This is a genomic window from Mangrovivirga cuniculi (assembly GCF_005166025.1).
Taxonomy (GTDB): Bacteria; Bacteroidota; Bacteroidia; order Cytophagales; family Cyclobacteriaceae; genus Mangrovivirga; species Mangrovivirga cuniculi.
In genome coordinates, this window is sequence record NZ_CP028923.1 from 1,381,036 (window position 1) to 1,407,068 (window position 26,033).

Below are 26,033 nucleotides of genomic sequence, written 5' to 3' on the forward strand. Positions count from 1 at the left end.
TAAAATTGTTAATCATTTGTTTCTTTTGATTGTTTCGAAGCTCTTGCTGTTTTGGCTTCATTTTTCAGCTTTTTCGCAATGTAATTCGAACACTCAGCAATGTATTTTTTCTGCGCCTCAGAAAATTGTTTGAAAGAAGCTATTTCAACAACTCCATAAAGCATTGATGAGTCCACTAAAGGAGCAACAAGCAGGGTAGAAGGAGTTGATTTACCAAGTCCTGAAACAATATTTATATAGCCCTCAGGGACATCGTTTATCTCAATAAGCTTTTTTTCTTTTCCGACAGTACCAACGATGCCTTCGCCCACTTCGAAAGATATTTTCCTGCTTTCGCCAAAACTTAATGCATAACCGGATATCAAATTAAGAGTTGATTTACCATTAGCTCTTTCTTTTACATAAACGGCAGCCTGCCCCGCTTCGACCACAGTGCTTATTTTATTAACAGCTTTTTCAAGAACATTTTTAAGTTCCCCGTCCGAGTTAATAATCTTAGCAACTTCTTTGAGGTCTGAATCTTCTATTTCATCATCATTGACGATTCTTTCATCCGAATCTTCTGCATTTTCTTTGTCAGCTGCAGACTTTTTACTTGAAAAGCTTTCTGACTGATTATCTTTTCTATCATAGATCAAAAGAAAAACGATAGTAAGAAGAGCTATTCCATAAACCCCGATGACCGTGTAATACAATTCGTTAAATTGCTTTTGGGCCATCTCGATGTTGGTCAGATTTAAGTCAGGTATATTTTGGATCAATGCACCTTTAAAATTCTGCATCAAATAAGCCAATAATAAACCACCGACTAAAAAAATTATGAACAGCAGGCCAGCAATTTTTTTCAGGCTATTTTTCATTTAATTTTAAGTTTATATCTAAAAATACAGCAGCTAAATAATCAAATCATTTATACTGACTGTCCAATTGTTTCAAAAAATTAATGATCTCATCAATATCTAATGAGTAATCAATTTCCGTCATGTTTTTTGCCGCTGTAGGCATTGTATCAATCATACAAGTTGACGGATCTTGTATAATTGTCAATCCACCTCTGTCTTTGATCCGCTTCATCCCTTTTGCTCCGTCTTTGTTTGCCCCGGAGAGCAGGATACCAATCAGCTTTTCTTTATAAACATAAGCGGCTGTTTCTAAAGTGATGTCTATTGCCGGTCTGGAATTATTTTCCAGTCTGTCAGTTGATAAAGCAAACGTATGACCGAGCTCAATGTGAAGATGATAATTGGCCGGAGCCAGGTAAACTCTTCCTCGCTTTATACTTTCTTTATCAAATGGTTCATGTACCGGTTTTACACTTTTTATACTCAAGGCCTCTACAAAACCATTTCTCACATGTTTGAGTCTATGCAAACACATGATAATCGGCAACTTAAAATTTTCAGGGATATTTGATAAAATCTTAACTACACCCTGAAAACTTCCGGCAGATCCTCCGATAACTATGGCTTTATATTTATCGCTTAAATCGTACTTTTTCATAGTATTTGATTCAAGATCCGCCGATTATTCTTTTATTTTTTTATAAATTTTTTCTTCATTGTTAACAACAATAAATTTGTTTGCTATCTCGCACCAGATCAAAGATTCTTTACTTCCTATTGCCAGGTAACCATACTTGAACATTGATTCATGTATTTTCTTAAGTACCTCGTTTTGCAGATTCTGATTAAAATAAATCATTACATTTCTACATAAAACAAGGTCAAATTTATTGAAAACAGGACCATTGACCAGGTCATGTTCTCTCCAGCTAACATTTCTTACCAGTTCAGGATTCATTTGAATCTCATCACCTTTGATCGTATAGTAGTCTTTAATAGAATGTGTACCCTGAAACCTGATATAGTTCTTTTCATGAAGCTCCATATTTTTGAGCTTATATCTACCAGAACGAGCTCTTTCAAGAATCCCTTTATCAAGATCAGTAGCAATGATCTTTGATTTATCCAGGATCCCCATTTCATTTAGTAACATACACATGGAATATACCTCTTCTCCTGAAGAGCATCCTGCATGCCAAATGTTAATACTAGAATGATTCAAAAGTAAGTTGGGTACAATATCTTCCCTGAGTAACCTCCAAAATGAAGGATCTCTGAACATCTCAGTAACATTTACTGTGATTTCCTGAACGAAAGACTCAAAAAACTTAGGGTCTGATTCCACTTTGCTTATCAATGCATCAACAGATTGAAAATTGAATAAATCCAATACCCTGCTGATTCTTCTTTTAAAAGAAGACATTGCATAATTCGTGAAATCATAATTATAAGTAGCTTTGACAACTTCCGTTAGCTTCCTTAAATTAGCTATTTCTATTTCTTGCATTCCAATCACTTAACAGACTTCAGGTGTTTATATCAGAATTACCTAAAAAGTAAACACTCATTGCTTTACTAACCGTAAAAATTTACTGAAAACTAGGAATAAAATTGGAATTAACCGTTTCGATGTAAGTTATTTTTTGAAAAAGACAGCTATGATAAATACAATCCATCCAATTATAAGTGAAACGCCACCTATTGGAGTAATTATTGCAAAAGTTTTAATACCATTGAGTGAGTAAATATAGAGGGAGCCTGAAAAAATTATCATACCTATCAGGGTAAATAAAAAGGTGGCTTTAATGTATTTTTTGGGGATTCGCCTGCTTAACAGACCTATAACTATTAATAAAAAAGTATGATAGAAGTGATAGTCTGACGCAGTCTGGTATGTGTCGAGAGTTTCATTAGCCATCAGGATCGGTTCAAGCTTGTGTGCTCCAAATGCTCCAAGTCCTACTGCAATCATTCCTGAAAGGCCGGCTATAGCTAATATTGTTTTTTGCATATCAGGTATTTCGTTCTCCAAAAATTTTACTTCCTACCCTGATCATGTTAGATCCTTCTTCAATAGCAATGTTGAAATCATTACTCATCCCCATTGAAAGATATTTCATTTCGATATTAGCATCAGATTCAAGCGAGGAAATTCTATCAAAAATTCCTTTTAGGGATTTAAATTCTTTTCTGATCTGATCAGTATCTTCAGTGAAAGTTGCCATACCCATTAATCCGACGATTTTAATATTATTATATTCATCAAATTCACCACTTTTGATAATCTCTAAAATTTCGTCTTCATCGAATCCAAATTTAGATTCTTCTTCAGCAATGTGTACCTGGAGAAGGCAGTTGATTGTTCTTTCATTCTTTCTGCCTTGTTTGTTTATTTCTTTAGCAAGTCTTTTACTATCAACAGAATGGATCAGATCAACAAAAGGAGCGATGTATTTTACTTTATTTCTTTGTAAATGGCCTATCATGTGCCATTTAATATCTTTGGGAAGTTCTTCGTGCTTTTCTTTTAATTCCTGGGCTTTATTTTCCCCGAAGACCCGGTGTCCATCGTCATAAAAAGACTGTATATCTTCTTTTGGCTTCGTTTTACTTACTGCAACGAGCACAACGTCTTCACCAATTTCTTCTTGTATTTTTTTATAATTATCTAAGAGTACCGCCATAAAATATCAATCCACTAAGATGTTCGAAAAGATAGTTATTTTAGTTAATAACCAACAAAGGAACAAAGCTAAGGCCCAGTAAAGATATACGAAATAATAGTCGAAGGTATTTTTGTAACGATTTTCGTAGATTTTGGCTTTTTCAAGCTCATCAATTGTATTAAACACCCTTTGGAGTCCTTTATTATTTTCAACACGAAAAAATTCACCATTTCCAATTTCTGCAATCATTCTTAGCGTGGTCTCATCGATACTGTTTTCTACATAATATGGTTGCCCAAAATTGTCGGTACCGTATCTTACTCTTCCTTCACGACCAATTGCAATGGTGTACATCTTAATATCATAACCCGCAGCAAATTGAGCAGCGGTTTTAGGGTCAATATTACCTGCAGTATTGTCCCCGTCACTCAAGAGAATGAATACCTTTGATTTAGCCTCAGATTCTTTCATTCTGTTAATTCCCATGCCCAGGGCAAGGCCAATAGCTGTCCCACTTTTTCTGATTTTGCTAAAAGTGATGTCTTTTATCTCTGATCTAAGTAGATCATAGTCAGTTGTCATTGGGGCAAGGGTAAACGCCTCACCTGCAAAAATCACAATTCCTATTCTATCCTGATTTCTGCCATCGATAAAATCCAGGGCAGTTTGCTTAGCAGCTTCAAGCCTGTTAGGCTTTAGGTCCTGAATCTTCATTGATTCCGAAATATCCAGAAGCAACATAATGTCGATCCCTTCAGACCATTGCTCTACTCTTTCATTAGTTTTTTGAGGCCTGGCTAATGCGATAACCATACAAAAAAATGATAGAATAAGCAGGATAGTCGGAATGAACCTCAAATAAGATGTAAAATCCGTTCCCACATCTTTTTTTGGTAATGCGATTTCCAGAGTTTGGATCCTTTTTCTTAAAAATGGAATAACGGCAAGAATGACAGGTATGAGAAGTAAAAAATAGAATACCCATTCATTTTTCCAGTCAAAATATTCACCTGATCCAATCAAAGGGAATTTTTCCGGATCAAACCACTCCAGTGAATACCATGGGGTTTCTGTTAATTTATCTCCTTCTTTCATTACCTAATCGCTGTAACTTTTGTTCTAAAATTTGATCTGATAGTTCTGCCAGAGTCAGAAAATCATTATTGAGATTAGAATCCTGCTTTTTATTACTGTAGATATATCTATCAATTGATCTCAATTCGTTTTCCACTTTTGAAGTTTCAGAGAATTTAATTATTTCATCAGTGGTAAATGCAGGAACCGGAAGTTCAGTCGATACTTCAAGCATGCTTTTCCATATTGCAAGCTTTTTAGAAGCTTCATGCTTATCACTGAATTCCGTTTTGAGAAATTTATTTTTTAGTTTGTTATATTTTCTTTTAAGTACCCATCTCCTTAATGCAGTTTTTATTGGTTTGGCCAATACAATGATTAAAGTGATGATGATAATAACCGCTAAGAATGCAATTAGTGTTATGATAGGATAATTCACAAGTTCTTTTAGTGGTTGTAATGCAGTATTCTCTTTAACATTCAGCGTATCGGAAACGACCGGAATATATTCTACAAAATAAAGCGTGTCATTTTCTGTATTAATTAACCCACTATCACTTTCTGCATAATATTTAATGGGAACACTTAAGGTCTGAATATTTTCTATACTAAAACTCGTCAACTGGTACACTACACTATCATAGCTATAAATAGAATCAGATACCGTGGGATAAAAATTTCTTCCCGTTAATATAAAGTCACCAAAATTATGAGTTGTATCCGGTAAAAGAACATCATAATCTTTAGGGTACTTAATATTTAGCACGTATTCGAGGGGCATTCCAGCCTTAACACTATCACTTCGAAAGTATCCTTCGTAGGTAATATCCTGAGCGATGACATTATAGCCCAGCATGAGAAATAATAAGATGTACCTAAAAAAATTAGCCACGCTTAAAAGTTTGATTTCTGATATTAAACAATTGAATAAGTTTGGGCACGTAGTTTTCTTTTGTATCTATATGCACGTAATTAATCTGATGCTTATTGGAAAAATCCTGCAATTCTTCAGACTGCCTTTCAAATCTTTTGGCAATGTGCGTTCTGAAAAATGAAGAAGAAGAATTTATCCATTTAGTTTTACCTGTTTCTTTATCGTGTACCGGAACTATACCCAGTTTAGGCATTTTTCGTTCTCTTCTATCAGAAACATGTACGGCAATCACATCGTGCTTTCTAGCTAACCCTTTTAATGTATGCTGATAGTTTTCGTCAATAAAATCCGAAATCAGAAAAACCACACTCTTCTTTTTCAAATGATTTAATGTGTACTTAAAAGCAGCATCAAGATCAGTTTGTGAAGACTTAGGTTTTAAAGTAAAAAGGCTTTTGATCAATTGATAAATATGATTTTGACCTCTTAAAGGTTTAAAATATAATTCTTTCCTATCTGAAAATGCTATGAGCCCAACCTTACTGGCTTCCCGTGATGCAGCCATTGCGAGGACACCCGTAATCTCTTTACAGATTTCTAATTTAGTTTGATCTCTGGAGCCTATATCCTGAGAGCCACTGACGTCGATGATGAAGTAAACTATCTGTTCTTTGTCTTCAACATAAGTTTTAACAAAAGTGCCATGACCTTTTGCACTCACTCTCCAATCGATGGTTCGAACATCGTCACCATACTGGTACTGCCTGACATCATCGTATTCCAATCCGGAACCTTTGAATACAGACTTAAAGTCACCCTGCAATTGGGTGTTTATTGCCTTTCTTATTTGTATCTCGTATTTACGTAGCTTTTTTATTAATTCGCGCATACGTTATTTGATTTTCCGGATTATCGACAGTACGAATGTATTCATTATAAATGGATAATTGGCGCTAAAGTTACTATTTTATTGATTTTAGCAACGTTAAAAAATGTAAAATGAAAATAGAATTATGGGGATTTACAATATAAAAAAAGGAAATTTGAACCATATGAAGTTACAATATTTATTTCTGACGTTAATTTTCCTTTCATTTGGTTCTTGTTCTGAAGATAATTCGGAAGACAAGCCTGAAAATCTTATTGATAAGGAAAAAATGATTTCAATTCAAAAGGAATTGTACATTCTTGATAGCGAGGTCAATTATGTTTCCGGGTCAGTAGATTCTCAAAGAACAGTATTTAAAATCTATGAAGACTCTATTTTTGAACGTTTCGGCGTCGATTCGACGACTTATTTCGAATCCTACCAATGGTACCTCAAAAACCCTGATGAATTGAAAGACGTAACTAATGCTGTAATAGACAGTTTGACTCTTGAAGAACAAAAATTAGAATAATATTTAATGCTATATCCCCAAAATCTAGAAGAGAAATTAGGATTTCAATATATCCGCAAAACACTATCAGAAGGGTGCAAAACTAAAGCAGGGAAGGAATTTGTTGACAAGATCAGATTTTCCCACCATAAAAATGATGTATCTAAAATGCTTACTCAAACTAATGAGTATAAGATGCTTTTGGAGGAAGGTGTGGTGATTGATCTTGCAGATGGTATAGAGATTTCTCCATTTATTAATAAAATAAAATTATCCGGGGCATGGCTCGAAGCCATCGAATTACTTCAACTGGTACAATATTTATCTAAATCTTTGTCATTACTCACTTTTTTTGAATCACAAAGTGAGGAATTTCCTTCTTTAAAGAGGTTAGGCGAGAATTTAAACATTCCCCGACATCTCTTTAAAGAGGTTGAAAGGGCTATTGATGAAAAAGGTACTGTAAGAAATACTGCCAGCAAAGAATTAAACCTGATCCGAAAGGATCTGATCGATGCTGAGGTAAAAGCCAGGAAGGTATTAAACAGGGTGATGTCTGATGCTGACAAACAGGGATTCATACCAGAAGGCATGACTCTGACAGTGAGAGGAGGCAGAATGGTGATACCGGTTCAGGCAGAATATAAAAGAGTTTTAAAGGGGTTTGTTCATGATGAATCTTCGACCGGACAAACTGTATTCATGGAACCGACCGAAGTACTGGAGATTAATAATGATATCAGAGATTTACAGCTACGGGAGAGAAGGGAGGTAATTAGAATATTAACTTCTTTAACAGAGCAATTCAGTCCCTTCTTTGAGGATCTGGGACAAATAATAAAATACATCGGGTTATTAGATTTTATTCGGTCTAAAGCAAGGTTAGCTCAAACACTGGAAGCTGTTTATCCGGGCATCAATAAGGATGGTAAACTTGAAATCGTTGATGGATTTAACCCTGTATTATTATTAACTCACCAGGGATCAGAAAAGCCGGTGCGTCCACTCACAGTTCACCTTGAAAGAGATCAACGGATTTTAATAATAAGTGGCCCGAATGCCGGAGGTAAATCAGTTGCTCTTAAAACAATGGGTGTCATCCAATATATGTTGCAATGTGGGTTATTGGTTCCAGTTGGAGAAGGAAGTACTTTTCCTTTATTCAGAGATATTTTTGCTGACATTGGGGATGAACAGTCAATTGAAAATGATTTAAGTACATACAGTTCTCATCTTAAAAATATGTCCCATTTCCTCAAATTCTGTGGAAAGAGAACATTGTTTTTAATTGACGAATTCGGAACAGGTACCGAGCCGAAATTTGGAGGAACCATCGCAGAGTCGATTCTTGAAGAATTATTAAAATCATTAGCATATGGAGTGATAACTACCCATTATGGAAACCTGAAAGCAAGGGCAGAATCAACCGAAGGTTTGATTAATGGAAGCATGTTGTTTGATCAACAAAAACTCGAACCCCTTTACATGCTTGAACAAGGAAAGCCAGGTAGTTCTTTTGCCTTTGAAATCGCATCTAAAACAGGTATTCCTAAATCAGTTATTGAAAAAGCAAAGTCACTTCTGGGAGAAGAAACTGTAAATATGGAGGAATTACTTCATCAGCTTGAGAAAGAAAGGCTCTCTTTTTCACAATTAGTTGCAGAAAATAGCAAACTTAAAAAAGATCTTTCCAGTCAATTACAAAGCTTCCGCGATAAGGAATCAAATCTTGAGGCAAACCGAAAGAAGTACATTAACGAAGCCAAAGCAGAAGCAAAAAGGCTAATTAAGGAGGCTAATAAAGAAATTGAAAATACGATCAGAAGAATCAAAGAAGTTAATGCTGAAAAAGAGGCTACTAAAGAGGCTCGCCAAAAGTTATCAGAAAAAGAGAGTAAACTAAAAGTTAAAGAACAACCAAAAGAAACTGAAGTTGAAGGGTATGATGTTGAAGAAGGCCCAATTAATGTAGGTGATTCAGTAAGAATTAAAGGTCAGGAGGCAACAGGAGAGGTAATGTCGCTCAAAGGTAAGGACGCAACTGTAGCAGTCGGACAATTACAGACTACTATAAAATTAAACCGACTGGAAAAAGTTTCAAAGCGTAGTGCCAGAAAGCAAGAACGAGAGAAAAAATTTAGTGGTGGAGGAGTTTATCAATCCTTAAATATGAATCAACGGTTAGCTGAATTCAATTCAGAACTAGATATTAGAGGTAAAAGGGTAGAGGAGGCATTTAATGTTGTAGAGAGCTTTATGGATGATGCTCATATGTTTGGAATTAAAGAAGTCAGGATTCTGCATGGAAAAGGTAATGGAGTTCTTAAAGACTTCGTAAGGAATCAACTTGGGAACATGAGTTTTGTCAAGTCTTACAGAGATGAACATGCTGACAGAGGCGGTGCCGGGATAACGATTGTCAAGCTCGGCTAATCTTAATATATCCTTTATTAAGTATAAAAAAGGGAGCTATTTCAAATAATAGCTCCCTTTTTATTATATTAAATGTCTTTAATTATCTCGTAAACTCAAATACAAAGTTTCCTGAGATCCCCATCATTTTTGCTCCAGATGGAGGGTCAGATATTGTAAATGATACTGTCAATGTATTTTCAGTAACATTTGATAGGTTCATTTCAACACCACCGCTCACAGAAGGATTTCTGATAATCGTATTGATATCAGGAGTTCCATTGTTGTCTGCATAATCCCAGTTTCCTGACACTGGCCAAGTAGTATAAAGCTCGTTTGGAGTTGCACTTGTGTAAGTAGCAACATAAGTTTTGTTATCGTTAAATGTAACTGTCATACCTGAATATGAACCAGTAACATCCTCGCTACTATTTCTTGTTGCAGTTTGAAGATTCCATGCTCCGTTTGATAATAATTCTGTTCTTACTTCATCTGCAGGTTTAGGATTATCTCCATTCTTATCGCAACTTGATAACACTACAGTGAGAGATAAAAATAGTCCTAATAAAATGGTTAAATTCTTTTTCATATGATGCTTAGTTAAAAAATATTCTATAAATATAGTGTCTTTAGTTTAAAATTCAATAGGGTATAAAACCTAAAATTATTTATAATCCATCACATTTAAAACAAAATCAACAAATTCATATTCAAATTTTTGATTAGATGATACGATTATCAGACGTTCATTGTGGATTTTTAATATTTCTTCTTTGTACCAATTGATACCTGTTTCGTCAAGATTAGAACACGGCTCGTCAAGAAACATTACAGGAACATCGCTATAAAATGCTAACCCCAGCTTTAAACGCTGTTTCATTCCCGAAGAAAAATGTTTGATGGCTTTATTCTGGGCACCATCCAAAAGCATTTTTTCCGGAAGCCTCATTAGGTCAAGATTTCTAACTACCGGTTTAAAAGAAAAGTGAAATTCTAAAGCTTCTAATAGAGTGAATTCTTCTATCAGGTCAAAATATGGAGCAGCGTATACAATTTTTTCAAAAACTTTATCGTCGGAAATGATATTTCCATCCTCTTGTATATAATCAACCTTTCCCTTTGTTGGTAAAACAGAACCCGATAAAATTTTTATAAGAGTACTTTTTCCTGAACCATTATTGCCAGTAATAGCGTACGATTTTCCGGACTCGAATGTGTAGCTGAGGCCACGGAAAATCCACTGTCTTAAATATTTTTTACTGATACTCTTACAGGAAATTTTGGGTGTCGTCATAGGGGTTAGACGCCATATCCTTTCATAATCCCACGGTCAGAACCGGATATGAAATTAATGATGTAATCTCTTTCTTTACTTGCAGGAATCTCCAGTCTGATTTGATCAATAGACCTTGACCTGTTAAGTCCTTTCTGGTATATTATTCTATAGATTTCCTGAATCTCGTTGATCTTTTCGTTGTCAAAACCGCGTCTTCGAAGTCCTACTGAATTAACTCCGCAATAACTTATAGGTTCTCTTCCAGCCGTAACAAAAGGAGGGATATCTTTCCTGACCAATGACCCCCTGACACCATTACATGGGCGCCTACTTTAGCGAATTGATGAATGGCACTTGCCCCTCCGATAATTGCATAATTATCTACTTCTACGTGTCCTGCCACCTGAACTGCGTTAGCAATAATACAATTATCTCCTACAAGACAATCATGAGCCAAATGAACATAAGCCATAAGAAGGCAATTTGATCCTACTTTTGTCTCACCTCTATCTACGGTTCCTCTGTTTATAGTTACGCATTCTCTAACCACTGTATTGTCACCTATTACTGCAAGAGTTTTCTCTCCCTTGAATTTCAAATCCTGGGGAACAGCACCAATAACCGCTCCCGGAAAAATCTTACAGTTTTTCCCTATTCTTGAACCGGACATTATGGTCGCATTGGGACCAATCCAGGTTCCATCACCAATTTCTACGTTATCTTCGATTGTTACAAAAGGAGAGACGGTTACATTATCTCCAACTTTTGCATTAGGATGAATATAGGCTAGGTTTTTACTCATGAATCTTTTTTAACTATACTTGCGGTCATTGTCGCTTCACAAACAAGGTTATTACCTACATAGGCTTTACCAGACATTTTTGCGATGCCTCTTCTTATTTGACCAATTAATTTACACTCAATAATGATAGTATCCCCCGGAAGAACCATTTTTCTGAATTTGCAATTTTCCACTCCAAGGAAATAGGTCCAGTAATTCTCCGGATCAGGAACGGTATTGAGTACGAGAATCCCCCCTACCTGAGCCATTGCTTCAATCTGTAATACTCCCGGGAATACAGGATTATTGGGGAAGTGCCCCTGAAAGAATGGTTCATTAATGGTTACATTTTTAATACCGGCAACACTGGATTCATCCAGATGGTAAATTTTATCTACCAGTAAAAACGGGAATCTGTGAGGTAAAGTATTAGATATCTGATTTATATCAAGAACAGGAGGTAATTTCGGGTTGTATTTAGGAATATTATTATTCGTTGTTGATTCCATCAGTCGCTTAAGTTTTTTAGCAAAAGCAACGTTTGAAGCATGACCCGGTCTGGCTGCAAGTATCTGAGCTTTAATAGGTTTACCAACCAGGGCAAGGTCACCAACTACATCGAGTAATTTGTGTCTTGCAGGTTCGTTTTTATATCTAAGATCGACATTGTTCAGAATACCTTCCTCTTTAACTGCAACTTTTTCTTTATTGAAAAGTCCCGCTAAATGATCCAGTTCATTGTCATCAACAACTTTGTCAACAATAACAATAGCATTACTAAGGTCTCCACCTTTAATCAGGTTCTGACTATGCAGCATTTCCAGCTCATGTAAAAAGCAAAAAGTTCTGCAAGAGCCAATCTCTTCTGCAAATTGACTTATATCATTTAAAGAGGCATGCTGACTACCAAGAACAGGAGAATTATAGTCGACCATTACAGTCACTCTATAATCATCCAGCGGAAGTGCAGCCATTTCTACATTTTTTTCGTGGTCTCTATAGAAGATTCCTTCCGGTACCTCGAAAAAGTCTCTTAATGCACCTTGTTCTTCCAGTTCTGCATTTCTAAGAATTTCGATAAATGGCTGAGCTGATCCATCCATAATAGGAATTTCAGGACCATCTAATTGAATAAGGATATTGTCTATCTGCTCCCCGACAAGAGCGGAAAGGACATGTTCTATAGTATGAACCCGTGCACCGTCTTTTTCAAGAGTAGTTCCTCTGGAAACATCCACAACAAGGTCACAATCTGCCTCAATAATGGTTTGTTCTTCCAGGTCTACACGCTGAAACTTAATGCCGTGATCCGGCGGTGCCGGGCAAAAAGTCATGTTAGTCATCGCACCGGTATGTAAACCGACACCTTTGACAGTTACTTTGTTCTTAATTGTGTGTTGTCTCGTGTACATGCTCCCAATTTTCTACGAGGGCGTAAAGTTAATCTTTTTTTTCAAGTTTCGTAATTCTCTCAGCTAATTCAGGTAATTTCTTGAAATATATGAATGATTGCCTGAAATTACGAATATCTATAGCCGGACTACCCAACATGGTAGTACCTTTTTCTTTTATTGACTTTGTAATACCTGACTGAGCAGCTATCGTTGTTTTATCAGCGATCTTAAGGTGACCAATTATTCCTGCCTGGCCTGCAATGACACAGTTTTCGCCTACTTTGGTCGATCCGCTAATGCCAGCTTGTGAGGCTATGACAGTGTTTTTTCCGACAACAACATTATGGGCTATCTGTATCAAATTATCAAGCTTTACGCCTGATTTAACAATTGTTGAATCAAACGTAGCCCGATCGAGTACCGTATTGGCACCAATATCAACATTATCTTCTATAATAACATTACCCAATTGAGGTATTGTCTTATAAGTTCCATCTTCCTGAGGTGCAAATCCAAAACCATCACTACCTATTACCGCACCTGAATGAATGGTGCATTGACTTCCAATTTGACACCTTCCATAAATCTTAACGCCACTATAAATCACAGTGTTGTCACCCACTACACAATCATCACCTATATAACTGTTGGGATATATTTTGACGTTATTGCCAATCTTGCATCGTTCACCTATATAACTGAAAGCACCCCTGTAGATATTTTCACCTACTTGTGAAGAATCGCAAATAAATGAGGGAGATTCTACACCGGATTTTACCGGACGGATCATTTTTTGTATCTGTTCTAATAAAGTTGTGAACCGCGTATACGGATCATCAACGAATATTAGCGTTGTATTAACTTCTTTTTTTGGTTTGAAATCGTCTTTTACGATTACTGCTGACGAATCTGTTTCATAAATAAAGGGTTCATATTTCGGGTTGGAGAGAAAAGAAATACTTCCTTTTGTTCCTTCTTCAATACCCTTTATTGTATAGACTTTTTCTTCACCATTCCCCTCAACTCTGCCCTCTAGTAATTCTGCGACCTGATTTATAGTGAATTCCATTCAATTTTACTTTTTAATCCTTACAAAGATAAAGATTTGGGCCAGCATAGGTAATATTTTTTCACGATTTTGGACATAGCCTTAATATTTGGCAAATCTGACGCCTGAGCGACATCTTTTATCTCTCCATTTTTTGTCTGGATATAAATTGGTTGATTTGTCGGCATATAGGCTGAGTTGGTCATACTGCCATTGTCTATCAGGTATTCAGCTTCATGCTGAGCAATATCAAAATGTTTTTGAATCTTATCTGTAATTTCTTTTATCTGACCTTCCTGTACTGGATCAGGACTTAATTGAATTTTAAACAGTTTCCTGTCGATAATCATCCTGCACAACGATGAAAGAACTTTATCTTCATGCCTGGACCATGATTTAACTGCGTTCCAAATATCAGCATCATCCAGTTCGCAGTAATTATTGAGTATTTCAGGGTTGTTTTTAATTTGGTCTATAGTGTAATTGTTTTCTAAAAAAGGCTTTAGAAAAGGGGAGCAATGCACTTCGACTCCAGTTCTGGCAAGAAATTTTGCTCTTTTAATGGTTTGAATGAGCATTTTTTCGGCTGCAACAGCGGTTTTATGCAAATAAACCTGCCAGTACATTAATCTCCGACTATTCAGGAAATTCTCGATTGAATAGATACCTTTTTCTTCCACGACTAATCTGTCGTTTTCTATTTCCAGCATTTTTATGATTCTTGATGAACCTACCGTTCCTTCACTCACTCCGGTGAAAAAGCTATCCCTCATCAAGTAGTCCAACCGATCGATATCAAGCTGACTGCTTACTAATTCATGAAAAAAGTGTCGTTCATATTGATTAGTGAAAATCTTGAGAGTAAGGTCAAGAGTTCCTTCGAATTCCTCGTTCAGCCTCTTCATTATTTGAATTGACATTTCTTCATGTCTTATTCCAGGCATCAATGAGTATTCCAGAGCATGACTGAATGGACCGTGACCAATATCATGTAGTAAAATAGCCATTTGACAGGCTTCAAATTCTTTATCAGAAATATCATGACCTTTATTCCTGAGCTGTAGCAGGGCAAGTCCCATTAGATGGTAAGCACCAAGTGCATGATGAAACCGGGTATGTAGAGCTCCCGGATAAACCAATTCAGCAAGTCCTAGTTGTTTTATTCTTCTTAGCCGTTGAAAATATGGGTGGTCGACTGTATTCAGGGGTAAACCGTAGGGAACGGAAATAAATCCGTAAACAGGGTCATTGAATATTTTGGTTTTATTCTTCAATCTTCTTTCGGTTCCTTAATTAAATTATTTAGCGCAAAAATGTTAAATTATGCTTAGTATTATGTTCTGTTGAAACAAAATCTTTATTTAAATAAAGTCTTTTCCAATGCAAAAGTATAATATTTTATGGGCGGATGATGAAATTGACCTATTAAAGCCGCATGTCTTATTTTTAGAGAGCAAAGGTTACGACGTCACCGGAGTTAATAGTGGGTTTGATGCATTGGATGAAGTAGGTAAAAGTATTTTTGATATCGTCTTTCTCGATGAGAACATGCCCGGAATGAGTGGGCTGGAAACACTACAGAAAATTAAAATAAAACATCCTTCTCTTCCGGTTATAATGATCACAAAGTCTGAGGAAGAACATATAATGGAAGAGGCTATAGGTTCGAAAATCGCCGATTATCTGATCAAACCTCTCAATCCTAATCAGATATTACTCTCGGTAAAAAAGATCCTCGACAATAAAAGACTGGTGACTGAAAAGACCAATATGGGGTACCAACAGGATTTCAGAAATATCAGTATGGCTTTTGGTGATAACCTGGATTTTAAAGAATGGGCAGAGATTTATAAAAAGCTGATTTACTGGGAGATGCAGATTGACGAAACTGAAAATAAAAGCATGGCTGAAGTGCTTGAATCTCAGAAGACCGATGCAAATCATAATTTCGCCTCGTTTATTGCAGATAATTATGAAGACTGGCTCAATAACCCTTCTGTAGAACGTCCGGTCCTTAGTCATCAGCTGATGGATTATTTTGTTTTTCCTGAATTGAAAGATGATAGCCCTTTGTTTTTCTTTATTATTGACAATCTAAGGTATGACCAGTGGAAAACCATTGAGCCTATGGTCAATGATAATTTTTCAATTGTATCGGAGGATACCTATTACAGTATTTTACCAACTACAACTCAATATGCCAGAAATTCTATTTTTAGTGGATTATTACCACTTGAAATGTCAAAAAGGCATCCTGATCTATGGGTAGGTGAAGATGAACCAGAGGGAAAGAATAATAATGAGGATAAGTTCCTGGCAGAACATCTTAAACGAAAAAGGATCGATGCTAAGTTTTCATATCATAAAATTAAAAATATTCATGAGGGAAAAAGCCTGATTAAAGAGCTTCCAAATCTAATGAATAACCAGTTGAATGTACTGGTGTATAATTTCGTCGATCTTTTATCCCACTCCAGAACTGAGTCGCATATGATAAAGGAACTGGCACCGGATGAATCGGCATATAGATCGCTTACGCAATCCTGGTTTTCACATTCACCTTTATTAGAAGCGCTTGAAAGAATTGCTGCTGCAGGAGGGAGGGTCATTTTAAGTACTGATCATGGTACAATCAGGGTGAAAAGACCATTTAAAATCATTGGAGACAGAAATACTAATACAAATCTTAGGTATAAAACAGGTAAAAATCTGAATTACGAGCAAAAGAATGTTTTCAGTGTAAAGCATCCGGAAAAGATTTATTTGCCAAAAGTAAATGTTACCTCTACATTTGCGTTCGCGATTGAGGATAACTTTTTTGCTTATCCTAATAAATTTAATTATTACGTAAATTATTACGATGATACCTTTCAGCATGGAGGAGTATCTTTGGAAGAAATGATAATTCCGATTATTAAGTTAAAACCTAAGAATACCTGATGACAAAAGATTTGTCCGGATTAGATTTTAAATTAGAAGATATAAAAAATGTTTCTGCTAATCTGCTGCAGGCATTCGGTGATTATAAAATATGGCTTTTTGATGGAGACCTGGGAGCAGGGAAAACCACATTAATAAAAGCAATATGCGATGAGCTGGAGGTTGAGGACCAGGTAAGCAGTCCGACTTTTGCCCTGGTGAATGAATATGCTTCAAATAAAGAGGAAACCATTTACCATTTTGACTTTTACCGGATCGAACATGAAAGTGAAGCATTTGACATTGGGTTGGAAGAATACTTATATTCAGGCTATAGATGTTTGATTGAATGGCCTGAGCAAGTATCATCTTTCTGGCCTGAAAAATATATACACATCAAAATTATTGCTAATTTAGATGATAGCAGAACTATAGAAATAGCTAAGCATGACGAAACAGCTTAAAACGGGACTCGAAGCACTTTCGAGGGAGCACGGTCTGATGACTCAGGAAAAACCGGAACCAACCAAAAAGGAACATAAGTCTTTATTTATTGGTATTCCAAAAGAAACAGCCTACCAGGAAAATCGGGTTTCTCTTACTCCTGAAGCTGTTGGGTTATTGGTTAATAACGGTCATGAAATATTGATTGAAGCCGGAGCAGGAGAAAGATCTAATTTTGGGGATAATGAGTACAGTGAAGCTGGAGCAAGGATTTGTTATGATCCAAAACAGATATTTAAAGCTGATATTATTTTGAAAGTCGAGCCATTGACGAATGAGGAAATGGAATGGCTCGAGCCGGGTAAAACTTTGTTTTCTGCTATGCAAGTGGGTAATCAGACTCCTGAATATCTCAAGGCATTAATAAATAAAAAGATCACCGCCATAGGATTTGAATACATTGAGGACAAAGTAGGCGGTATGCCAGTGGTGAGAGCCATGTCAGAAATTGCAGGTAGCACAGTCATGCTTATTGCTGCAGAATATTTGAGTAGTGTAAATCGGGGAATGGGGATAATTTTAGGTGGGATTACCGGTGTACCTCCGACTAAAGTTGTTATCATCGGAGCGGGGACTGTGGGTGAATATGCCGCGAGAACTGCTATCGGCCTTGGAGCTGAAATTGAAGTCTATGATAACCAAATTTATAAATTAAGAAGAATCAAACATGCACTGGGTCAGCAAGTGTTTACGTCCGCTATTGATACTGTCAGACTTGGGCGTTCATTAGAAACAGCAGACGTAGTCATTGGTGCAGTCAGAGCTGAGAAGGGCAGAAATAAAATAGTTGTGACTGATGACATGGTAAGCAGGATGAAACAGGATTCTGTAATTGTTGATGTCAGCATCGATCAGGGAGGTTGTTTTGAAACAAGCAGAATCACCACTCATGATGACCCGATTTACAGGAAACATGGTGTTTTACATTATTGCGTGCCCAATATAGCATCGAGAGTTGCCAGAACCGCAACTGAAGCATTTTCAAATATTTTTACGCCTATTTTACTCAGAATGGGCGATTTAGGTGGGGTAGATGATATGATCTTTACTAATCCCTGGTTTATGAAAGGTGTTTATGCATACCGAGGTAGTTTGACAAATAAGCATCTGGCTCAACGATTTAATTTAAGATACAGAGATCTTGAGTTGCTTATTACAGCAAGATTTTAAAACCTATTTATTTGATAACTCTAAGAACAGTTCTTTAAAATCGTTAAAATTTTTATCTGCAAAAGCCACCGGTGCTAACTCTTCTTCAGAATGAGTAGTTGTGATTCCGGCTGTCGGCATGCCTGCTCTTCTCCCTGCTTCAACTCCGGCAAGAGAATCTTCAATTACCAGGCATTCAGCTGAAGGAAAACCAAGCATTTCTGCTGCTTTCAGGAAAATTTCGGGGTTAGGTTTGCCACTTTTAACCATATTCCCATCTACAATAACTTTGAACGCCGATTTGATATTAAAGCTGTCCAGGATGAAGTCAATGTTGCTTCGTGGAGCCGAACTAGCAACGGCCATTTTTATATCTTTTTCTTTCAGAAACTTTATGAAGTCGATTAGACCGTCAACTGGCTCTAATTCCGGTCTGATTAAGTCACGGTAAATAGCTTCTTTTTCCTCGCCTAGTTTAGTAGTTAGCGATTTATCAAGCTTTTTTCCAAAAAGATTTTCAAGAGCATCGTGATTGGTATGACCATAAACATGCTTTTCCATAAGCTTGTCATTGATCTCCAGACCGATTTTTTCACCATAGATTGGCCATGCCTTTCTATGGTAAGGATTGGAGTCAACCATGACTCCATCCATATCAAATAATACCGCCTTAATGTCGTACATTTATTTCTGTAATAATGTTTTCCAGGCTTCTTCTACTTCATTTGCACCAAGGTATTTTTGAGCTAATAAATGAAGAAATTTTCTATATTCCTCAGGCTGATCAGCGTGCTGTTCCCTTAATGAAATAATTTCAGTATCCACTTTCCCAAACTCGTCTACAACCTCCTGTTGGGGTAATTTTTCAACATTGCCAAGTTTCCCTAAGTCATTTCCGGTGAGGATGGTAGAGTTTTTTACATGATCCGGAAGACTGTCCACTCCGATTCCTTTTTTTGCCAGAGGTTTTGCAATTTCAAACAATGCATCTCCATTTGCTCGACAATACCAATTGCCGCCCATTCTGGCTACAAGGTCTATTTTGAATGGATCGATTGTTTCAGTTTCATCAAGAACATCTCTTTTGATGTGCATTTTGAGCACTTCGCATATAATTAAATTACCTGCACCCCCCTCTGATCCGGTCTCTACGATTTCATTAACCCTGCACTCAAAAGCGACTGGTGATTCACCAACACGAGGAGGTTTTACTAAATCTGATTCAACTGGTGTTAATCCGGATTTTACAAATTCATTTATGCCTTTATCATATTCTGTACTCGATAGAGACATCTGTTCGACTATATCGTAATTCACGATATTTATAACTACTTCTTTTACCTCTTTAACATTTTCAAAGGTGTGCTTAGTAGTATTGTCCCGTCCTCTGCGGGCAGGAGAAAATATCATGATCGGAGGATTAGCACCAAAGACATTGAAAAAGCTAAAAGGGCTTAAATTAATCTTTCCGTTTTTATCAATAGTCGAAGCGAAGGCAATCGGCCTGGGAGCCACTGATCCTAATAAATAATGGTGGAATTTGGGTACCGGTATATCGCCTGGTTTAATTGTCAGATATTCTTCCTGGGCCATTTTTGTTTATAGTTTAGGTAAAAAGTAAAACGGGAAGTAAACCTTCCCGATAAACAAATGTTTTATTGATCTTCTCTTGCGGGTAGAATCTTTGAAGTTACTTCTCCAAAACCAATTCTCACACCATCTTTTTCAGACCATCCTCTCATAGTGACGGTGTCACCATCCAGTAAAAATACTCTTTCTGATCCGTCATCAAGTTTTACGGGGCGTGTTCCTTTCCATGCTAATTCGAGCATTGAACCATACGAGTCCTCAGTTGGGCCTGAAATCGTACCTGATGCATACATGTCACCCACATTGATGCTACATCCATTAACAGTCTGATGAGCTAACTGCTGATTAACACTCCAATACATGTGCTTGAAATTAGAATGACAAACAGTTTTAGGTTTTCCATCTTCAGGAGTGATGTCAACTTCAAGGTTGATGTCAAAGTTATGATTACCTTCAAATTTCAAATATGGAAGTACTTCCGGTTCTTGCTGCGGTTGAGCTACTCTAAATGGTTCTAGTGCTTCTATCGTAACTACCCATGGGCTAATGGAAGAAGCAAAACTTTTAGCAAGGAATGGTCCCAATGGCTGATATTCCCATACCTGAATATCTCTGGCAGACCAGTCATTAAAAACGACCATTCCAAAAATGTGATCAGTTGCTTCATTGACATCAACAGAATCCCCCATTTTAGTTGGTTTTCCTGTGATGAAAGCCATCTCTAGCTCAAAATCCATTCTTTTGCTAGGGCCAAAAGAGGGTTTGTCAGCATCAGGGGCTTTTGTCTGACCAAGAGGCCTTTGAACAGGTATTCCTGATGGAATGATCGTAGAAGCTCTACCATGGTATCCTACAGGTAAGTGACGCCAGTTAGGTAATAAAGCGTTGTCAGGATCTCTGAACATTGTTCCGACATTAGTAGCGTGTTCAATACTACTGTAGAAATCAGTATAATCTCCTACTTTAACAGGCATATGCATGGTTGCATCTTCCATTGGGATCAATGCTCTTTCTCGCATTTCTTCGCTGTCTCTCAAAACTTCGTTGTCTTCTTGCAAGATTTCTGAAAGTCTTTCTCTCACAGCATTGGTTGTAGATTTGCCAAGTGCTATAAAATCGTTAAGATAGGTACTAGTGAAAACATCGTTTGGAAGCTCGATATCCTTAAAGAAGTCATTTACCAAAAGGTAATCCAGATCTATGATATATTCACCAATTGCAACACCTACTCTTATATTAAGGTAAGAAGTTTCAAAAATTCCGAAAGGAAGATTTTGAATCGGAAAGTCTGAGTCTTTAGAAACTGAAACCCATGATTTGAGTTTAGGATCGTTTGCTTTGCTCATGGTTTTTTATTTAATGTTGTTTATTATTTTTAATCTCGTAAAATTAAGAGATATCCTTCAAACAAAAAACCGGATAATAATACACGCTTTTCCCTGCCTAACATTACTCAAACGAGCGAAATTTGCTATTTTTGCCAATCAAAATGAAATTAAACTAATACAATGAGCATATCGGCTAAATATAACCCTGCTGAAATCGAAGATAAATGGTATCAGTACTGGATGGATAAGAAATTTTTTCATTCAACTCCTAAACCTGATAAAGAACCATATACAGTGGTCATTCCACCTCCTAATGTCACAGGAGTTTTACATATGGGCCATATGCTCAATAATACTATTCAGGATATTCTTGTAAGAAAGGCAAGAATGGAAGGAAAGGAAGCCTGCTGGGTTCCGGGTACAGATCATGCATCTATTGCAACTGAAGCCAAAGTGGTTGCAATGTTGAAGGAAAGAGGTATTGATAAAAAAAGTATTTCACGAGATGAATTCCTTAAATATGCGTGGGAATGGAAAGAGAAATATGGTGGTATCATCCTTGAGCAGTTAAAAAAGTTAGGCGCCAGCTGTGATTGGGACCGTACAAGGTTTACCATGGAGGAAGATCTGTCGGATGCTGTGATCAAGGTATTTGTCGACCTTTATAAAAAAGGAAAGATTTACCGAGGGGTTAGAATGGTTAACTGGGATCCACAAGGGAAAACAGCTCTGAGTGATGATGAGGTGATACATAAAGAGGTGAATTCAAAACTCTATTATGTGAATTACCAGATTGAAGGTAGTGACGAACATGTTACTATCGCTACGACCCGTCCTGAAACTATTTTAGGTGATACAGCCGTGTGTGTTAATCCTAATGATGAGAGATATGCTCATTTAAAAGGCAAAAGGGTGATTGTTCCGGTTGTGAACAGGTCAGTGCCAATTATTCAGGACGATTATGTATCAATGGAATTTGGTACGGGAGCATTGAAGATTACTCCGGCTCATGATGTGAATGACTACGAGTTGGGAATAAAGCACAATCTTGAAAGCATAGATGTAATCGCAGATGATGGGACAATGTCAGAAGCTGCTGAGCACTTTGTTGGTGAAGATAGATTTATAGTGAGAAAGAAGATCTCCAAAAAAATCGAAGAACTCGGTCAGTTAGAGAAAGTAGAAGAATACAAAAATAGTGTTGGTTTTTCTGAGCGAACTGATGCAGTGATAGAACCGAAATTATCTATGCAGTGGTTCCTTAAAATGGAAGAAATCACTAAGCCTGCTCTTGACAATGTAATGAATGACGAGATTCAGTTACATCCGCCGAAATTTAAGAATATGTACAGGAGCTGGATGGAAAATGTTCGTGACTGGTGTGTAAGCCGTCAGTTATGGTGGGGACATCGTATTCCGGCTTATTATTTACCAAATGGAGAGTTTGTTGTAGCTGAGTCAGATGAGGAAGCATTAAAACTTGCACAGGAAAAAGACAGTTCGATTACAGCTTCAGACCTGAGACAGGATGAAGATGTATTAGATACATGGTTTAGTAGCTGGTTATGGCCTATTTCAGTTTTTGATGGATTCAAAGATCCTGAAAATGAAGATATAAAATATTATTATCCTACTAATGACCTGGTCACAGCCCCAGAGATTTTATTCTTTTGGGTTGCCAGAATGATCATAGCAGGATATGAGTACATGGATGAAAAACCTTTCAAAAATGTATACTTAACTGGTATTGTGAGAGATAAGCAAAGACGAAAAATGTCTAAATCTCTTGGTAATAGTCCTGATCCACTAGACCTGATCAAGCAATATGGAGCTGACGGGGTAAGAACAGGTATGTTGTTTAGTTCTCCTGCCGGAAATGACTTGCTTTTTGATGAAAAGCTTGTTGAGCAGGGACGTAATTTCAGTAATAAGATCTGGAATGCTTTCAGGCTGGTTAAAGGCTGGGAAGTAGATGAGAACCTGGACAATGTTTCTAATAAAGTAGCAATAGACTGGTTCGAATCGAGGTTTAATAAAGCGTTAGCTGAGTTAACTGATCATTTTGAAAAATTCAGGATCTCTGATGCCCTTATGGTTGTATATAAATTGACCTGGGATGATTTCTGTAGCTGGTATCTTGAGATGATTAAACCAGAATATGGTAAACCGATCGACCAGGCGACATTAGATGCTACGATTGGTTTCTTCGAGAAGGTGATCAAATTGCTTCATCCTTTTATGCCTTTTATTACAGAAGAAATCTGGCATCAGATCAAAGAAAGAGGTGAAGATGAAAGTTTGATCGTTGCTGATTGGCCGAAACCGGGAAAAACAGATGAAGATCTTCTGGAGATCACAGAAAGGATATTTGAAATTGTTACACAGATAAGGAATTTCAGAAATAACAAACAAATCTCTCCTAAGGAAGGTCTGAACTTATCAATAAAATCTTCTGATTTCGGTATTTATACGCCATTTGAAGATATTCTTAAGAAAATGGCGAATCTGAATGAGATAGAAAAAGTTGATGAGCAGCCTGAAAATGCGACGGGATTTGTTGTTAAAGGAGATGAATTCTTTATTCCTATGGAAGGCTTAATTGATACGGAAAAGGAAATCGAAGAAATTCAAAAAGAATTGGAATACACAAAAGGGTTCCTTAATTCTGTGATGAAGAAATTGAGTAATGAACGATTTGTTAATAATGCTCCTGAGAAGGTAGTTTCGATGGAAAAACAAAAACAGGCTGATGCAGAGGCGAAAATCAAAGCTCTTGAAGATCAGTTAGGTTCACTCAAATAAACCTTATAAATAAAATTAAAGTAAAAAGCGCCCTTAATCCGGGGCGCTTTTTTGTTGATTGATAAACGACTGTGTAATTGATTTTCATTAGAAACAAAATAGTATGGTGGGATTGAATTATATCAACCCCACCAACTGAATGAACTATTCAACAGACCATTCCTTTAATAGTTCACCATTACTTTTGTATTTCAATGCTTTTGTTTCTTCTTCCATTTTAACATGAATCTCATAAGTGTTATCATCATGTTTCATAATTTTGGCTACGCTTTCTTTTGAGTAAGTTTTTGTAAAAGCGTCTTTTATGGCAGTAGGCAATTGTTCGTATGTTATTTCATCATTGAATTTGAATTCAGAAATAACATTTTCTTTTTCCAACGTGTTAGCTTGAATAGATACAAATTCAAAAGTACCTATTAATGCAGCTGTTAAAACTAACTTTTTCATATTGCAAGTATTTTAATATTCTTTCATTGCAATGGTGTTACAAATAATTTAATAACCATGCCAAATCCTTTAATCCGCTTTAAAGAGCATTTAGGAGGGGTGTTTATCAGTTAAGGTGTAGATTTTAGTTTCAATTTTTGTACAAATCGTGGATTTAATGCACAATTAATAGTATTGTAGGTCTTAAAAAATTAGTTTGGTGTAAATGAAGGAACACAAAAATAAAGTAGTGCTTATTACCGGTAGCAGTTCAGGAATTGGAAAAGCCGCTGTGAATTTTTTTGCCACAAAAGAATGGTGTGTGGCAGCGACAATGCGTAATCCTAAAAAGGAGCCTGATTATAAAAAAGGCAGTAATGTTAAAGTTTTTAAGTTGGATGTGACTGATCGCGCTGAAATAGAACAGTGTATTAAAGATGTTATGAATACTTTTGGGAAAATCGATGTGGTAGTAAATAATGCCGGATACGGATTAATCGGTCCGTTGGAATTAGGCACTGTTAAGCAGGTGAAAAAGCAAATGGACACTAATGTTATCGGTCTTATAAACGTTACTCAGCTTATTATTCCTTATTTCAGAGAACAAAAAGAGGGAAGAATAATCAATATTTCAAGTATTGCAGGTAAAGTTGCTTTACCTTTTCATAGTTTTTATAATGCAACGAAATTTGCAGTCGAAGGACTTTCAGAAAGCTTGTCTTACGAGTTGAAACCGTTCAATATTAAGGTCAAATTGATTGAACCCGGTGCTATAAAAACAAGGTTTTATGATGAGTCATTGGAATCAATTAAAGTAGGCAACATTAAAGAATATGATAATCACATGGCTAATTCTTTAACTAAGATTCATGAATTTGGTCGAAACGGCTCAGGTCCTGAGGAAGTGGCTAAGGCGATTTTTACGGCAGCGGTTGATCAGGGAAACAGGCTGCGGTATGCTGTTGGAGGAGGGGCTCCATTTCTTTTGTTTTTAAAACGAATTACCCCTGCTCCTTTGTTCAGATCAATGATCAGGAAGTTTCTCTGAAATATTTAGCCTGAGACATTATGATGCCAAGATGAAGTGCTTCGTGTACGTTGTTAAATGATATAGCATCTTCAACCGAATTCAATTTAACTCCATAACTGGTCTCGTATTCTTTAAATTGTTTTTGGGAAAGCAAAGCATAATCTTTTGCTAATTTTTCTGATTGAGATAGAAGGTTGTTATTTATGATGTTCACATCTTCTTCTTTTATTTCATCGTTAACCGGTTTGGTGCCTTTTCTGTATTTTTCAATAAATTTCTCAGGAATATTCATTTTTGAATTGCTCAATTGGTAAATCAATAGCTGGTGTGTAACCAGGCAATGGGCTACGTTCCATAATATATTATTTTTAAATCCATCAGGGATATGTGCCAGATCATGAGGTTTGATTGCATCCCAAAATACTTTTATATGTTTTCTGGTGTTTTTATGGATAACTATTGTGCTATTAATCGAAATATCTTGCATATACTTGACGGTTTGGGAAATATAGTTAAAAATTGTAGTAAACTTTTTTTGT

Annotated in this window: 25 protein-coding genes and 1 pseudogene; 7 read left to right on the top strand and 19 right to left on the bottom strand. The window is 36.5% G+C overall.

What is annotated here, in order from left to right; translation table 11 throughout:
* Positions 1-8 precede the first annotated feature (8 nt).
* The 8 genes from DCC35_RS06340 to DCC35_RS06375 form a co-directional block, all read right to left on the bottom strand.
* Positions 9-860 carry a GAF domain-containing protein gene (locus tag DCC35_RS06340; protein WP_137089985.1) on the bottom strand — a complete coding sequence of 284 codons (852 nt, stop codon included), beginning with the start codon at positions 858-860 and terminating at the stop codon, positions 9-11.
* Positions 861-906: 46 nt separating this feature from the next.
* Positions 907-1,500, bottom strand: a complete 594-nt coding sequence (locus DCC35_RS06345; RefSeq protein WP_137089986.1) for a chemotaxis protein CheB — start codon at positions 1,498-1,500, stop codon at positions 907-909.
* A 24-nt stretch (positions 1,501-1,524) separates the two neighbouring features.
* Complete coding sequence (locus DCC35_RS06350; protein ID WP_137089987.1) at positions 1,525-2,349, bottom strand: CheR family methyltransferase; 825 nt, start codon at positions 2,347-2,349, stop codon at positions 1,525-1,527.
* 129 nt (positions 2,350-2,478) lie between these two features.
* Positions 2,479-2,853, bottom strand: coding sequence for a DUF423 domain-containing protein (locus DCC35_RS06355; RefSeq protein WP_137089988.1), 375 nt, complete (start codon positions 2,851-2,853; stop codon positions 2,479-2,481).
* Between the two features lies 1 nt (position 2,854).
* Positions 2,855-3,526, bottom strand: a complete 672-nt coding sequence (locus tag DCC35_RS06360) for a YggS family pyridoxal phosphate-dependent enzyme (protein ID WP_137089989.1) — start codon at positions 3,524-3,526, stop codon at positions 2,855-2,857.
* A 6-nt stretch (positions 3,527-3,532) separates the two neighbouring features.
* Positions 3,533-4,603 carry a vWA domain-containing protein gene (locus DCC35_RS06365; protein WP_137089990.1) on the bottom strand — a complete coding sequence of 357 codons (1,071 nt, stop codon included), beginning with the start codon at positions 4,601-4,603 and terminating at the stop codon, positions 3,533-3,535.
* On the bottom strand, positions 4,587-5,474 hold the full coding sequence (locus DCC35_RS06370; RefSeq protein ID WP_137089991.1) for a hypothetical protein: 888 nt from the start codon (positions 5,472-5,474) through the stop codon (positions 4,587-4,589). Before DCC35_RS06370 ends, DCC35_RS06365 begins: the two co-directional genes overlap by 17 nt.
* Entirely contained in the window at positions 5,467-6,345 is an 879-nt protein-coding gene (locus DCC35_RS06375) for a DUF58 domain-containing protein (protein ID WP_137089992.1), read from the bottom strand. The genes DCC35_RS06370 and DCC35_RS06375 overlap by 8 nt, the downstream gene beginning before the upstream one ends.
* Positions 6,346-6,508: 163 nt before the next feature.
* Between DCC35_RS06375 and DCC35_RS06380 the strand changes: the two genes are divergently transcribed.
* Together DCC35_RS06380 and DCC35_RS06385 are read left to right on the top strand one after the other, a co-directional pair.
* On the top strand, positions 6,509-6,856 hold the full coding sequence (locus DCC35_RS06380) for a DUF4296 domain-containing protein (RefSeq protein ID WP_175402743.1): 348 nt from the start codon (positions 6,509-6,511) through the stop codon (positions 6,854-6,856).
* Between the two features lie 6 nt (positions 6,857-6,862).
* Positions 6,863-9,268: an endonuclease MutS2 gene (locus tag DCC35_RS06385; protein WP_137089994.1), complete on the top strand. Its 2,406-nt coding sequence runs from the start codon at positions 6,863-6,865 to the stop codon at positions 9,266-9,268.
* A gap of 82 nt (positions 9,269-9,350) precedes the next feature.
* On the opposite strand, the gene DCC35_RS06390 is transcribed toward DCC35_RS06385, so the two are convergent.
* From DCC35_RS06390 to DCC35_RS06415, 6 genes and pseudogenes are all read right to left on the bottom strand, one after another.
* On the bottom strand, positions 9,351-9,836 hold the full coding sequence (locus DCC35_RS06390) for a hypothetical protein (RefSeq protein ID WP_137089995.1): 486 nt from the start codon (positions 9,834-9,836) through the stop codon (positions 9,351-9,353).
* Positions 9,837-9,911: 75 nt separating this feature from the next.
* Positions 9,912-10,541 carry an ABC transporter ATP-binding protein gene (locus DCC35_RS06395; RefSeq protein WP_137089996.1) on the bottom strand — a complete coding sequence of 210 codons (630 nt, stop codon included), beginning with the start codon at positions 10,539-10,541 and terminating at the stop codon, positions 9,912-9,914.
* 5 nt (positions 10,542-10,546) lie between these two features.
* Positions 10,547-11,325: pseudogene (gene lpxA, locus DCC35_RS06400) on the bottom strand (acyl-ACP--UDP-N-acetylglucosamine O-acyltransferase).
* Positions 11,322-12,716: a bifunctional UDP-3-O-[3-hydroxymyristoyl] N-acetylglucosamine deacetylase/3-hydroxyacyl-ACP dehydratase gene (locus DCC35_RS06405; RefSeq protein ID WP_137089997.1), complete on the bottom strand. Its 1,395-nt coding sequence runs from the start codon at positions 12,714-12,716 to the stop codon at positions 11,322-11,324. Before DCC35_RS06405 ends, lpxA begins: the two are co-directional and overlap by 4 nt.
* 28 nt (positions 12,717-12,744) lie before the next feature.
* Positions 12,745-13,767, bottom strand: a complete 1,023-nt coding sequence (lpxD, locus tag DCC35_RS06410) for a UDP-3-O-(3-hydroxymyristoyl)glucosamine N-acyltransferase (RefSeq protein ID WP_137089998.1) — start codon at positions 13,765-13,767, stop codon at positions 12,745-12,747.
* Positions 13,768-13,787: 20 nt separating this feature from the next.
* Positions 13,788-15,020, bottom strand: coding sequence for an HD domain-containing protein (locus tag DCC35_RS06415; RefSeq protein ID WP_137089999.1), 1,233 nt, complete (start codon positions 15,018-15,020; stop codon positions 13,788-13,790).
* A gap of 106 nt (positions 15,021-15,126) precedes the next feature.
* On the opposite strand from DCC35_RS06415, the gene porX reads away from it, so the two are divergent.
* From porX to DCC35_RS06430, 3 genes are read left to right on the top strand one after another with little or no spacing between them, the layout of a single operon-like run.
* On the top strand, positions 15,127-16,686 hold the full coding sequence (gene porX, locus DCC35_RS06420) for a T9SS response regulator signal transducer PorX (protein WP_137090000.1): 1,560 nt from the start codon (positions 15,127-15,129) through the stop codon (positions 16,684-16,686).
* Positions 16,686-17,129 (top strand): tRNA (adenosine(37)-N6)-threonylcarbamoyltransferase complex ATPase subunit type 1 TsaE, encoded by a 444-nt coding sequence (gene tsaE, locus DCC35_RS06425; RefSeq protein WP_137090001.1) that lies wholly within the window; start codon positions 16,686-16,688, stop codon positions 17,127-17,129. The genes porX and tsaE overlap by 1 nt, the downstream gene beginning before the upstream one ends.
* Positions 17,113-18,339 carry an alanine dehydrogenase gene (locus DCC35_RS06430; protein WP_137090002.1) on the top strand — a complete coding sequence of 409 codons (1,227 nt, stop codon included), beginning with the start codon at positions 17,113-17,115 and terminating at the stop codon, positions 18,337-18,339. Before tsaE ends, DCC35_RS06430 begins: the two co-directional genes overlap by 17 nt.
* Positions 18,340-18,342: 3 nt before the next feature.
* Here the strand turns inward: DCC35_RS06430 and DCC35_RS06435 are convergent, their stop codons facing one another.
* The 3 genes from DCC35_RS06435 to fahA all read right to left on the bottom strand — a co-directional run bounded on the left by DCC35_RS06435 (position 18,343) and on the right by fahA (position 21,254).
* Entirely contained in the window at positions 18,343-19,002 is a 660-nt protein-coding gene (locus DCC35_RS06435) for an HAD family hydrolase (RefSeq protein WP_137090003.1), read from the bottom strand.
* Entirely contained in the window at positions 19,003-19,911 is a 909-nt protein-coding gene (locus DCC35_RS06440) for a flavin reductase family protein (RefSeq protein WP_137090004.1), read from the bottom strand.
* Positions 19,912-19,973: 62 nt separating this feature from the next.
* Positions 19,974-21,254: a fumarylacetoacetase gene (gene fahA, locus DCC35_RS06445; RefSeq protein WP_137090005.1), complete on the bottom strand. Its 1,281-nt coding sequence runs from the start codon at positions 21,252-21,254 to the stop codon at positions 19,974-19,976.
* A gap of 162 nt (positions 21,255-21,416) precedes the next feature.
* On the opposite strand from fahA, the gene DCC35_RS06450 reads away from it, so the two are divergent.
* Entirely contained in the window at positions 21,417-24,038 is a 2,622-nt protein-coding gene (locus DCC35_RS06450; RefSeq protein WP_137090006.1) for a valine--tRNA ligase, read from the top strand.
* A 144-nt stretch (positions 24,039-24,182) separates the two neighbouring features.
* Here the strand turns inward: DCC35_RS06450 and DCC35_RS06455 are convergent, their stop codons facing one another.
* Positions 24,183-24,485: a PepSY-like domain-containing protein gene (locus tag DCC35_RS06455; protein WP_137090007.1), complete on the bottom strand. Its 303-nt coding sequence runs from the start codon at positions 24,483-24,485 to the stop codon at positions 24,183-24,185.
* A gap of 205 nt (positions 24,486-24,690) precedes the next feature.
* Between DCC35_RS06455 and DCC35_RS06460 the strand changes: the two genes are divergently transcribed.
* Entirely contained in the window at positions 24,691-25,512 is an 822-nt protein-coding gene (locus tag DCC35_RS06460) for an SDR family oxidoreductase (RefSeq protein ID WP_137090008.1), read from the top strand.
* Here the strand turns inward: DCC35_RS06460 and DCC35_RS06465 are convergent.
* Positions 25,496-25,981: a DinB family protein gene (locus DCC35_RS06465; protein ID WP_175402744.1), complete on the bottom strand. Its 486-nt coding sequence runs from the start codon at positions 25,979-25,981 to the stop codon at positions 25,496-25,498. The genes DCC35_RS06460 and DCC35_RS06465 overlap by 17 nt on opposite strands.
* Positions 25,982-26,033 lie beyond the last annotated feature (52 nt).

Coding starts and splice junctions, on each gene's coding strand:
- DCC35_RS06340 (WP_137089985.1), bottom strand. CDS start 860: ATGAAAAATAGCCTGAAAAAAATTGCTGGCCTGCTGTTCATAATTTTT.
- DCC35_RS06345 (WP_137089986.1), bottom strand. CDS start 1,500: ATGAAAAAGTACGATTTAAGCGATAAATATAAAGCCATAGTTATCGGA.
- DCC35_RS06350 (WP_137089987.1), bottom strand. CDS start 2,349: ATGCAAGAAATAGAAATAGCTAATTTAAGGAAGCTAACGGAAGTTGTC.
- DCC35_RS06355 (WP_137089988.1), bottom strand. CDS start 2,853: ATGCAAAAAACAATATTAGCTATAGCCGGCCTTTCAGGAATGATTGCA.
- DCC35_RS06360 (WP_137089989.1), bottom strand. CDS start 3,526: ATGGCGGTACTCTTAGATAATTATAAAAAAATACAAGAAGAAATTGGT.
- DCC35_RS06365 (WP_137089990.1), bottom strand. CDS start 4,603: ATGAAAGAAGGAGATAAATTAACAGAAACCCCATGGTATTCACTGGAG.
- DCC35_RS06375 (WP_137089992.1), bottom strand. CDS start 6,345: ATGCGCGAATTAATAAAAAAGCTACGTAAATACGAGATACAAATAAGA.
- DCC35_RS06380 (WP_175402743.1), top strand. CDS start 6,509: ATGAAGTTACAATATTTATTTCTGACGTTAATTTTCCTTTCATTTGGT.
- DCC35_RS06385 (WP_137089994.1), top strand. CDS start 6,863: ATGCTATATCCCCAAAATCTAGAAGAGAAATTAGGATTTCAATATATC.
- DCC35_RS06390 (WP_137089995.1), bottom strand. CDS start 9,836: ATGAAAAAGAATTTAACCATTTTATTAGGACTATTTTTATCTCTCACT.
- DCC35_RS06395 (WP_137089996.1), bottom strand. CDS start 10,541: ATGACGACACCCAAAATTTCCTGTAAGAGTATCAGTAAAAAATATTTA.
- DCC35_RS06405 (WP_137089997.1), bottom strand. CDS start 12,716: ATGTACACGAGACAACACACAATTAAGAACAAAGTAACTGTCAAAGGT.
- lpxD (WP_137089998.1), bottom strand. CDS start 13,767: ATGGAATTCACTATAAATCAGGTCGCAGAATTACTAGAGGGCAGAGTT.
- porX (WP_137090000.1), top strand. CDS start 15,127: ATGCAAAAGTATAATATTTTATGGGCGGATGATGAAATTGACCTATTA.
- tsaE (WP_137090001.1), top strand. CDS start 16,686: ATGACAAAAGATTTGTCCGGATTAGATTTTAAATTAGAAGATATAAAA.
- DCC35_RS06430 (WP_137090002.1), top strand. CDS start 17,113: ATGACGAAACAGCTTAAAACGGGACTCGAAGCACTTTCGAGGGAGCAC.
- DCC35_RS06435 (WP_137090003.1), bottom strand. CDS start 19,002: ATGTACGACATTAAGGCGGTATTATTTGATATGGATGGAGTCATGGTT.
- DCC35_RS06440 (WP_137090004.1), bottom strand. CDS start 19,911: ATGGCCCAGGAAGAATATCTGACAATTAAACCAGGCGATATACCGGTA.
- fahA (WP_137090005.1), bottom strand. CDS start 21,254: ATGAGCAAAGCAAACGATCCTAAACTCAAATCATGGGTTTCAGTTTCT.
- DCC35_RS06450 (WP_137090006.1), top strand. CDS start 21,417: ATGAGCATATCGGCTAAATATAACCCTGCTGAAATCGAAGATAAATGG.
- DCC35_RS06455 (WP_137090007.1), bottom strand. CDS start 24,485: ATGAAAAAGTTAGTTTTAACAGCTGCATTAATAGGTACTTTTGAATTT.
- DCC35_RS06460 (WP_137090008.1), top strand. CDS start 24,691: ATGAAGGAACACAAAAATAAAGTAGTGCTTATTACCGGTAGCAGTTCA.
- DCC35_RS06465 (WP_175402744.1), bottom strand. CDS start 25,981: ATGCAAGATATTTCGATTAATAGCACAATAGTTATCCATAAAAACACC.